Source organism: Pseudomonas sp. P5_A12 (assembly GCF_056400685.1).
Genome location: NZ_JBFUKU010000425.1, coordinates 1 through 3,441 on the forward strand (window position 1 = coordinate 1; position 3,441 = coordinate 3,441).

At 57.0% G+C, this 3,441-nt stretch carries 2 protein-coding genes and 1 pseudogene; 1 reads left to right on the forward strand and 2 read right to left on the reverse strand.

From position 1 onward, the window contains the following. Positions 1 to 477: pseudogene (locus AC1DSG_RS29225) on the forward strand (citrate/2-methylcitrate synthase); the annotation flags it as partial. 952 nt (positions 478 to 1,429) lie between these two features. On the opposite strand, the gene AC1DSG_RS29230 reads toward AC1DSG_RS29225, so the two are convergent. Both AC1DSG_RS29230 and AC1DSG_RS29235 read right to left on the reverse strand, forming a co-directional pair. Further along, a complete protein-coding gene (locus AC1DSG_RS29230) occupies positions 1,430 to 3,088 on the reverse strand; it encodes a cation acetate symporter (RefSeq protein WP_477793976.1) in 1,659 nt (552 codons plus the stop codon). Then, the gene (locus AC1DSG_RS29235) at positions 3,085 to 3,396 is read right to left on the reverse strand and encodes a DUF485 domain-containing protein (protein ID WP_477793977.1); all 312 of its coding nucleotides are present in this window, start codon (positions 3,394 to 3,396) and stop codon (positions 3,085 to 3,087) included. The genes AC1DSG_RS29230 and AC1DSG_RS29235 overlap by 4 nt, the downstream gene beginning before the upstream one ends. Positions 3,397 to 3,441 lie beyond the last annotated feature (45 nt).

A 3,441-nucleotide genomic window follows, 5' to 3' on the forward strand; every position in this document is an offset into this window, starting at 1 on the left:
GTTCTGACCATGCTCGATGAAATTGGCGATGTGTAGAACATCGACAAGTACATCTCCCAGGCCAAGGACAAGAACGATCCGTTCAAACTGATGGGCTTCGGTCACCGGGTTTACAAAAACCGCGACCCACGCGCTACCGTCATGAAACAGACCTGCGACGAAGTGTTGAAGGAACTGGGCATCAAGAACGACAAGCAACTCGAACTGGCCATGCGCCTGGAAGAGATCGCCCTGACCGACCCGTACTTCATCGAACGCTCGCTGTACCCGAACGTCGATTTCTACTCGGGGATTATCCTCAAGGCGATTGGCATTCCAACCAGCATGTTCACCGTAATCTTCGCCCTGGCGCGGACTGTCGGCTGGATCTCCCACTGGAAAGAAATGCTCTCCAGCCCGTACAAGATTGGCCGCCCGCGCCAGCTGTACACCGGCTACGAGTCGCGTGACATCACCAAGCTGGAAGACCGCAAATAAGACCCGTCTTGCGATAGCGTCTTGAGTTGCACCGGAAACGGCCTCTATTTATATAGAGGCCGTTTTTGTTTGTGGGCCTTCCCGGTTCTTTGATTGTGTACATATCCGTTTCTGCGGTAACGGCTTCTATTGGTTTCGCTTTTACAGCGAGTCACTTTCGAAAAGCGCGAAAGTAACCAAAGCGCTCCTGCCCCTTTCGTTCGGTGCCTCGCYTAGGCTCGGCATGCCCTCRCTCCGGYMYTGCTCCGKGGGCCCGCCGCCATCGGCCATCCATGGCCGGGGGCGGCTAACCCGGCATCCTTGCCGSGKTGCCCACTGCGCAGAACCTCCACTCGGCCTCTCGAGGGGGCGGTGCCTCAACATCAAAAGCTGCAGGCGAGCTAACGCTCGGCCTGTTGAGTGGTGAAAAGCAAAAGCTGTACGCCGATCCATTGTGGGAACTGGCCTGCCAGCGAAGGCGGCCTGACAGCCGACCAATCTCTCAGGGATGTACCCTGTCCAACTGTGAGAGCGGGCTTGCTCGCGAAGCTTTTGATCTTGCCGTTGCCGTTGCTGTTGCTGTTGCTTCGGCTTTTGATCTTGATCTTGATCTGTTGCCCCTTTCCCAGGGGCCGAACGCAGGCTTTGCGTAGGGGGCACCGCGGCAAGGATGCCGCGGTAGCCGCCCCCGGCCATGGATGGCCGATGGCGGCGGGCCCCCGGAGCAATGCCGGAGTGAGGGCATGCCGAGCCTAAGCGAGGCACCGAATGGAGGGGCAAAGCCTTTTGGTTCCTTTTCGGCGTTTGGAAGGGACTCGCTGTAAGAGCGAAACCGCCAATCGCCGTTACCGCAGAAACGGATATGTACACCCGATACAGGAAACGCCATACAGCGTCCGATAACCGCCCAATAAAAAATGCCCCAATCTCTCGATCGGGGCATTCGTTTTAGCGCGACTTATATATAAAAGCCTTAGTGCGAAACCGCCCCACTCGCCCCCAAACCAGTCTGCGAACGAACAAACTGAGGGAAGAACAGCGCGCGCTCGTTAGCGCCAGCGGTCGACTTGTCAGTGATCGAGAAGAACCAGATACCGACAAAGGCAATCGCCATCGAGAACAGCGCCGGGTATTCATACGGGAAGATCGCCTTCTCGTGATGCAGGATCTGCACCCAAATGGTTGGCCCAAGAATCATCAAGCCAACAGCACTGATCAGCCCCAACCAGCCGCCGATCATCGCACCGCGAGTGGTCAGCTTCTTCCAGTACATGGAAAGCAGCAGCACCGGGAAGTTGCAACTTGCCGCGATGGAGAACGCCAGGCCAACCATGAACGCGATGTTCTGGCTTTCGAACAGAATGCCCAGGCCGATCGCCAGCACCGCCAAAGCGATGGTGGTGATTTTCGAGACGCGAATCTCGTCTTTCTCGTTAGCCTTGCCCTTCTTGATTACGCTAGCATACAGGTCATGAGACACCGCCGATGCACCGGCCAAGGTCAGACCGGCAACCACTGCCAGAATGGTCGCGAACGCTACCGCCGAGATGAAGCCGAGGAAAATACTGCCACCCACCGCGTTGGYCAGGTGCACCGCCGCCATGTTGTTACCGCCCAACAGCGCGCCAGCCGCATCTTTGAAAACCGGGTTGGTGCTGACCAGCAGGATCGCGCCGAAGCCGATAATGAAAGTCAGGATGTAGAAATAACCAATGAAGCCGGTTGCATACAGCACGCTCTTGCGAGCTTCTTTCGCGTCACTCACGGTGAAGAAGCGCATCAGGATATGCGGCAGGCCAGCGGTACCGAACATCAGTGCCAGGCCCAGAGAGAACGCAGAGATCGGATCTTTCACCAGACCGCCAGGGCTCATGATCGCCTCGGCTTTAGGGTGAACCTTGATCGCCTCGGAAAACAGCATGTTGAAGTCGAAGTTGACGTGTTTCATCACCATCAGCGCCATGAACGAAGCACCGGACAGCAACAGCACAGCCTTGATGATCTGCACCCAGGTGGTCGCCAGCATGCCGCCGAACAACACGTACATGCACATCAGGATACCGACCAGGATGACCGCGACGTGGTAGTCGAGGCCGAACAACAGCTGGATCAGCTTGCCGGCACCGACCATCTGCGCGATCAGGTAGAACGCCACCACCACCAGCGAGCCGCAAGCGGACAGCGAGCGGATCTGGGTTTGCCCGAGGCGGTAGGACGCCACGTCGGCAAAAGTGTATTTACCCAGGTTACGCAGGCGCTCGGCGATCAGGAACAGAATGATCGGCCAGCCCACCAGGAAGCCGATCGAGTAGATCAGGCCGTCGTAGCCGGACGTGAACACCAGGGCGGAAATCCCCAGGAAGGACGCCGCGGACATGTAGTCACCGGCAATTGCCAGACCATTCTGGAAACCGGTGATGTTGCCGCCCGCCGCATAGTAGTCGGCGGCCGAGTTGTTTTTCTTGGAGGCCCAGTAAGTGATATACAAAGTCGCGCCGACGAACGCCACGAACATCAGGATCGCGGGAACGTTCAGCGGTTGTTTGGTCACGGCACCGGTCAAGGCGTCAGCCGCCCAGGCCCCCGGTGCGAATGCTGCAACGCTCAATAGAGCCATTAGACGCCGGATCATTGCTGAGCCTCCTTGAGAATCGCATTGTTCAGGTCGTCGAATTCGCCATTGGCGCGTCGTACGTAGATTGCCGTCAGGATAAAGGCCGAGAGAATCAGCCCGACACCAATCGGAATTCCCCAGGTAATCGAAGACTCAGGGCTGATTTTCGCCCCCAGTATTTGTGGCCCGTAAGCAATCAAAAGGATGAATCCAGAGTAAAGCCCTAGCATGATCGCCGAAAGGATCCAGGCGAATCGCTCCCTCTTGCTGACCAGCTCCTTGAAGCGCGGGCTGTTTTGAATCGAGAGGTAAATGCTGTCGTTCATTGTTTTTATCCTCGCAGCACAGATTATTGTTGGAACGTTATCCAG

Coding starts and splice junctions, on each gene's coding strand:
- AC1DSG_RS29235 (WP_477793977.1), bottom strand. CDS start 3,396: ATGAACGACAGCATTTACCTCTCGATTCAAAACAGCCCGCGCTTCAAG.